This is a genomic window from Deinococcus pimensis DSM 21231, assembly GCF_000519345.1.
Taxonomy (GTDB): domain Bacteria; phylum Deinococcota; class Deinococci; order Deinococcales; family Deinococcaceae; genus Deinococcus_A; species Deinococcus_A pimensis.
This window is the reverse complement of record NZ_KI912615.1, coordinates 1,875-7,953: the sequence shown is the minus strand read 5'-3', so window position 1 is coordinate 7,953 and position 6,079 is coordinate 1,875. Positions and strand designations below refer to the sequence as shown.

Below are 6,079 nucleotides of genomic sequence, written 5' to 3'. Positions count from 1 at the left end.
GAGCTGCCGCTGCCGCCGAAGCCGCCGCCGGACTGCGCGAGGGCCGCCCCCAGCTGAAGGAGGGCCAGCGCCACCACCCACACGTGTGCACGTCGCATGATGCCCCAGTCTAGGCCGCGCGGCCGCGCGAGGGGGGCACGCGCCGCATGAATGAAGGTTGTTCGTCCCCGCACCCGGGCGCGCGGCGGGAGCCGCTCTACACTGGCCGCATGGACGACATCACCCTCACCCGCGATCAGTTCGAGACCTTCCTGTCGGGACTCGCCCAGCGTGACGACCGCCTCGTGAAGCTCGCGCCCGGTGAGCGCGCCGCGCCCGACGAGACCGTGGACGCCTACGCCTTCAGCGCGTATGTGGAGGCCCTGCGCGCGGACGACATCGACGGGGACGTGTGGGGCACCCTGGAGGACCTCGAACTCGAAGCGCCCGACGAGGACGCCGCCTGGGACGCCATCAAGGCCTTCTACCTGCCGCGTGCCTGCGTGCTGCTGCGCGTGGACGGCGACGAGTTCGTCGTCGGCGAGGAGCTCGCGCGGCGCCTCGGACTGCCGGGGGCGTCCCCCACCCCCTAAAGTGCCCCTGAGCCCCACCTCATCCCGTGCAGGACGCGTGAGCCTAGGCTGAAAACCACCTGACATGGAGGTGTCACCTATGGCCAGAAAGAACCGCACCACCGAGTACGAAGCCGTGTTCGAACCCGTCCGCGAACGCCGGGGGTCCGGCTTCGGCTCCCTGCTGCTCCTCGCGGGCGCCGCCGCCGTCGGGTACTACCTCAGCAAGCCCAGCAACCGCAAGGTCGTCGGCGACAAGCTCCAGGAGTACGGCGTGCCCGACGCGGCGGGCCGTGTCGCGGAGGCCGCCACCTCGGGCTACCAGAAGGTGAAGGAGGCCGCCACGCAGGGCGTGACGAACCTCCGCGAGTCCGGCGCGCAGGAGCAGATCGCGGGCGCGCTGAGCGAGGTCAAGGACGCCGCCGCCGAGTCCGTGCGCGTCGTCGCGCAGGAGGCGAAGTCGGGCGCGCAGGACGTCCGTCAGAACGTCCAGCAGACGCAGGGTCAGAGCGGCGCGGGCATGCAGGACGCGAAGCAGACGGCGCAGCAGACCGTTCAGAACGCTGCCGACTCCGCCCGCTCCGCCACGCAGGACCTCAAGGCGGACGCGCAGAAGGCCGCTCAGGACGTGCGCAGCGGCGCGCAGGACGTCGCCGCCGACGTGAAGAGCGGCGCGCAGAAGGCCGCCGACGAGGCCAAGAAGTAAGCGGCGGTCAGCCGTCAGCGATCAAGGACCGGTGATCAGTGGGAAGCGCGCCGCTCTCGGGCGCGCTTTCCACTGAATGCTGAAGCCTGACCGCCGACGGCTTCCCTACACCTCGCCGCCCCAGTCCGCCCCGTGCTCCGCCCACGAGGCCTCCACGCGGTCCAGCACGTCCTGCGGCAGGGGTCCGCGCGCGACGATCTCGGCGTTGCGTGCGAGGCGCTCGGGCGAGCGGGTGCCCGCGATGGCGCTCGACACGCCCGGCGCGAAGGTGCTGAAGCGCAGCGCGAACTCGTCCCAGTCCAGCCCGGCCGGATCGAGCGCGAGGACCTTCAGGCGGTCCCAGTACACCTCCGCGTACTGCCCGGTGGGCCGCTCGGCGAAGCGCCACGGGGCGTTCGCGAGGGGCCGCTTGGCGATCACGCCGAGCCCCGCCTCCCGCGCGCGCGGCAGGTCGTGGTGCAGGCTGCGCTGATCCGCGAGGTTCACGCTCGTCTGCACGCTCCCGAAGCGCCCGCTGCCCACCGCCCAGTCCAGCGCGGCGTTCTCGCCGCTGTAGGCCGTGACGCGCACGAGCCCCGCCTCCCGCGCCCGGTCGAGCTCCGCGAGGAGGTCCTCACGTCGCGCCACGTCCAGCGGGCAGGAGTGCAGGTGGAACACGTCGATGCGGTCGGTCCGCATGACGCGCAGCGCCCGTTCGATCCCGAGGCGGATGTTCTCGGGTGTCCAGTCGTCCGTACCCTCCACGCCGTAGCCGCCCTTGGTGGACAGCACGAAGTCGTCCCGGCGGTGCGAGAGGTGCCGCCCGACGCGTTCCTCCGCGAGGCCGTAGCCGCGCGCCGTGTCGATGAGCGTCACGCCGAGGTCCACGGCGCGGTTGAGGACCGTGCCCGCCTCGTCCTCGCCGAGGTCGTGCCCGCCGACGTGCCCCGCGCCGAAGCCGAGCGCGGAGACGCGCAGGCCCGTGTTGCCGAACTCTCTTTCAAGCATGCGGCATCATGGCCCGCGCGGGCGGGCACGTCAACCGGTGGGGGCGGGGACATGTCGTCCCCGCCCCCACGGCGCGCTCCTAGAGCTCGATCTTCTTGTTCTCGCCGACGTCCGTGGCGGGCTTCCCGGTCAGGGTGGCCTTCACGACCCCGTAGAGGTGCACGACGGCGCTGCTGGGCGAATCCCAGTACTCGGCGCCGTCCACGTCCACCTTGATGAGCGTGAGGTTCGGGTCGTCGAGCCCGTCGGGGAACCACGCCTTGAGCGCGGGGTTCCACAGCTCCTGCTTCTTCGCGGCGTCGTCGGTGATCCGCGCGCGGCCCACGACGCTCACGTACGTCTGCGTCTTCGGGTCGCTGAAGGCGACGTTGACGTTCGGGCGGGCCTCGAACTCGTCCACCTTGGCGCTGTCGCGCCACGTGAAGAACCAGAGCGTTCCGTCGAAGTCGGTGTGCTGCGTCGCCATGGGGCGCGAGTGGAGGCTGCCGTCCTCGGAGACGCTCGTGAACATCGCGATGCGGATGTCCCGGACGAGGTCGGCGAGTTTCTTCACGGCCTGATCGTGCGTCATCTGCTCGGTCGCTTGTGCCATGCGGGCAGTCTGGAGGGGGGGCGCGCCCGGCTTTGCGCTGCCTGGCACGGTTTCAAGACTGTGTGAAGCGCCGCTTTGCCTTCGCGGGGCTTCCTGTGAGAAGGCTCTGCCACCCGGTAGGATGGGGCGTCAGCCCATCCGTTCGCTTCTCCGGGGAGGTCCCATGAACAGAACCGTCCTTGTCCTGTGCACCGCGCTCGGCGTGGGTGTCGCGCTCGCCCAGGCGACGCGGACGCTGCAGCTCACCCTCAACGGGCGGGCGAGCAGCGTGCCCGCCATCGTCGTGAACGGCCGCACCTACGTGCCGCTCGACGCCCTGCGCTCCGCCGGCGCGACGAGCAGCGTGAGCGGCACGCGCCTCTCGGTCACGCTGCCGGGCGCCCCCTCGGGCGCGCCCGCGGGCGGTTCGGACCAGCGCGCCGCCCTGGAGGGCTGCGTGAACGAGGTGCTCTTCAACGGCGTGTGGCGCTTCCGCGTGACGCGCGTGGAGAACGTCACGGGTCCGGACGGGCAGAAGGGCTACGCGCTCGGGGTGGAGTTCCGCAACGGCACCACCAGCGCGCGCGACCTCGCCGGGACGGGCGCGGGCGGCGCGGGGTACGAGCTCGATAACTTCCAGCTCGCCCTCAAGGACGGCGGCACGAGCGGCCCGGTGGGCAGCGTCCTCGATCTGCAGGCCATCGCGACGAAGGCGGTGCCGCAGGGCGCGCCGAACGCGTTCCGCCTCACGTACTTCCCCCCGCCGGGCGCGGACGGCGCGGTCGCCGCGCCCGACAAGCTCGTCGTGGCGGTGGAGCGCCCGCCGGGCGTGCCCTACACGGCCGCGAACCCCAGCTTCCGCGTTCGGCTAGACTGCACCCGGTGAACGAACGAGGGAAGGCCGGGAACCACGACGGTTCCCGGCCTTCCCTCGTTCGAGCTCAGTTCACGAGCGCCGCGCCGAACACGAGGCGGCCGTCCTGCGCGTCCACGGTGAGGCTGGTGCCGTCCGTCACCTCCCCGGCGAGGATGCGCCGCGCGAGGGGTGTCTCGACCTCACGCTGGACGGCGCGCTTGAGGGGCCGGGCGCCGAAGCTGGGGTCGTAGCCGACGCGGGCGAGGTGGTCCCTGGCGGCCTCCGTGAGGTTGAGGGTCACGCGGCGCTCCGCGAGGCGGCGGCGCAGGTCGCTCATCTGGATGTCCACGATGCGGTGCAGGTCCGCCGAGGTGAGCGCGTCGAAGACGATGATGTCGTCCACGCGGTTGAGGAACTCCGGGCGGAAGCCCGCCTGCAGCGCGCCCATGACGCGCTCGCGGATCGTCTCGGGGTCCTCGCCGCGCGCCTGCGCCTCCAGGATGATGGGGGAGCCGACGTTGCTCGTCATGATCACGACGGTGTTGCGGAAGTCCACGGTGCGGCCCTGACCGTCCGTGAGGCGGCCGTCGTCGAGGACCTGCAGCAGCACGTTGAAGACGTCCGGGTGGGCCTTCTCGATCTCGTCGAGCAGGATGACGCTGTAGGGGCGCCTGCGGACGGCCTCGGTGAGCTGGCCGCCCTCCTCGTACCCGACGTAGCCGGGAGGCGCCCCGATGAGGCGCGCGACGGTATGCTTCTCCATGTACTCGCTCATGTCGAGTCGGACCATGGCGTCCTCGGTGTCGAACAGGAACGCCGCGAGGGCCTTGGCGAGCTCCGTCTTGCCGACGCCGGTGGGCCCGAGGAACATGAAGCTGCCGAGCGGGCGGCGCGGGTCCGCGAGTCCGGCGCGGGCGCGGCGGATCGCGTCGGAGACGCTGACGACGGCGCGGTCCTGCCCGATGACGCGGCGGTGCAGCTCCTCCTCGAGGCGCAGCAGCTTCTCGCGTTCGCCCTCCATGAGGCGCGACACGGGAATGCCGGTCCAGCGGCTCACGACGCTCGCGATGTCCTCCTCGGTGACTTCCTGGTGCGCGAACTCGGCACCCTTGAGCCTGCCTTCGAGGTCCTGCACCTCGCGTTCGAGCTGCGGGAGCCTGCCGTAGCGCAGCTCGGCGGCGCGGTTGAGGTCGTAGTCGCGCTCGGCCGCCTCGATCTGCACGCGGACCGCGTCGAGCTGCTCGCGCTTCTCGCGCAGCGCGGCGAGTTCCTGACGCTCGGCCTCCCAGCGGGCCTTGAGCCCCGCGAGTTCGTCCGTGACGCCGCGCAGGCTGTCCTCGATGTCGTAGAGGCGCTGCTGGCTGTCCTCGTCCTTCTCCCGGCGCAGGGCCTCGCGTTCGATCTCCAGCTGGAGCTTGCGGCGCTCCAGCGAGTCGATCTGCTCCGGGCTGCTTTCGAGGGCCATGCGCAGGCGCGCGGCGGACTCGTCGATGAGGTCGATGGCCTTGTCGGGCAGCTGACGGTCGCTGATGTAGCGGTGCGAGAGGGTCGCGGCGGCCACGAGGGCGCTGTCGGTGATCTCCACGTTGTGGTGCACCTGGTAGCGTTCCTTGATGCCGCGCAGGATGCTGATGGTGTCCTCGACGCTGGGCTCGTCGACGGTGACGGGCTGGAAGCGGCGCTCGAGCGCGGCGTCCTTCTCGATCTCGCGGTACTCGTCGAGGGTGGTGGCGCCGATGAGGTGCAGTTCGCCGCGCGCGAGGGCGGGCTTGAGCATGTTGCCCGCGTCCACGGCGCCCTCGGCCTTGCCCGCCCCGACGATGGTGTGGATCTCGTCGATGAACAGGATGACCTCTCCGGCGCTGTCGATGACTTCCTGGATGACGCCCTTGAGGCGCTCCTCGAACTCGCCGCGGTACTTGGCGCCCGCGAGGAGGCTGCCCATCTGCAGGGTCACGATGCGGCGGCCGCGCAGCCCCTCGGGGACGTCGCCCTTGACGATGCGCTGGGCGAGGCCCTCGGCGATGGCGGTCTTGCCGACGCCGGGCTCGCCGATCAGGACGGGGTTGTTCTTGGTGCGCCGCAGCAGGATCTGCATGGTGCGGCGGATCTCCTCGTCACGGCCGATGACGGGGTCGAGCTTGCCCTCGCGGGCGCGTTCGGTGAGGTCGAGGCCGTACTTGTTCAGGGCGTCGAAGGACTGCTCGGCGGTCTTGCTGTCCACGGTTCTTCCTCCACGTTGGGCGGTCAGGGCTTCGCGCAGGGCGCGGGCGTCGGGCAGGGGGGCGCTTCCGCGGTACTCGCCGCGCAGGGCGACGGCGAGGACGTCCTGGGCGACGAAGCTGTCCCCGAGGTCCTGCGCCAGCTTGTCGGCCTCGGCGAGGGCGCGCCCCGAGGCGGGGTCGAGG

General features: G+C 71.4%; 6 protein-coding genes. 3 read left to right on the top strand and 3 right to left on the bottom strand.

What is annotated here, in order from left to right:
* Positions 1-209 precede the first annotated feature (209 nt).
* Together DEIPI_RS0100150 and DEIPI_RS0100145 are read left to right on the top strand one after the other, a co-directional pair.
* Positions 210-572 (top strand): hypothetical protein, encoded by a 363-nt coding sequence (locus DEIPI_RS0100150; protein WP_027480447.1) that lies wholly within the window; start codon positions 210-212, stop codon positions 570-572.
* A 79-nt stretch (positions 573-651) separates the two neighbouring features.
* Positions 652-1,257, top strand: coding sequence for a hypothetical protein (locus DEIPI_RS0100145; protein ID WP_027480446.1), 606 nt, complete (start codon positions 652-654; stop codon positions 1,255-1,257).
* A 105-nt stretch (positions 1,258-1,362) separates the two neighbouring features.
* Here the strand turns inward: DEIPI_RS0100145 and DEIPI_RS0100140 are convergent, their stop codons facing one another.
* A complete protein-coding gene (locus DEIPI_RS0100140; RefSeq protein WP_027480445.1) occupies positions 1,363-2,244 on the bottom strand; it encodes an aldo/keto reductase in 882 nt (293 codons plus the stop codon).
* A gap of 79 nt (positions 2,245-2,323) precedes the next feature.
* On the bottom strand, positions 2,324-2,836 hold the full coding sequence (locus DEIPI_RS0100135; RefSeq protein WP_045233318.1) for a pyridoxamine 5'-phosphate oxidase family protein: 513 nt from the start codon (positions 2,834-2,836) through the stop codon (positions 2,324-2,326).
* A 163-nt stretch (positions 2,837-2,999) separates the two neighbouring features.
* Between DEIPI_RS0100135 and DEIPI_RS35130 the strand changes: the two genes are divergently transcribed.
* Complete coding sequence (locus tag DEIPI_RS35130) at positions 3,000-3,701, top strand: stalk domain-containing protein (RefSeq protein ID WP_052351538.1); 702 nt, start codon at positions 3,000-3,002, stop codon at positions 3,699-3,701.
* A gap of 55 nt (positions 3,702-3,756) precedes the next feature.
* Here the strand turns inward: DEIPI_RS35130 and clpB are convergent.
* Positions 3,757-6,079: ATP-dependent chaperone ClpB (clpB, locus tag DEIPI_RS27215; protein ID WP_045233316.1), on the bottom strand; the 2,323-nt coding region annotated here is incomplete at its 5' end.

Excerpts from the sequence above, each read along its gene's own strand:
- DEIPI_RS0100150 (WP_027480447.1), top strand. The coding sequence starts at position 210 with ATGGACGACATCACCCTCACCCGCGATCAGTTCGAGACCTTCCTGTCG.
- DEIPI_RS0100145 (WP_027480446.1), top strand. The coding sequence starts at position 652 with ATGGCCAGAAAGAACCGCACCACCGAGTACGAAGCCGTGTTCGAACCC.
- DEIPI_RS0100140 (WP_027480445.1), bottom strand. The coding sequence starts at position 2,244 with ATGCTTGAAAGAGAGTTCGGCAACACGGGCCTGCGCGTCTCCGCGCTC.
- DEIPI_RS0100135 (WP_045233318.1), bottom strand. The coding sequence starts at position 2,836 with ATGGCACAAGCGACCGAGCAGATGACGCACGATCAGGCCGTGAAGAAA.
- DEIPI_RS35130 (WP_052351538.1), top strand. The coding sequence starts at position 3,000 with ATGAACAGAACCGTCCTTGTCCTGTGCACCGCGCTCGGCGTGGGTGTC.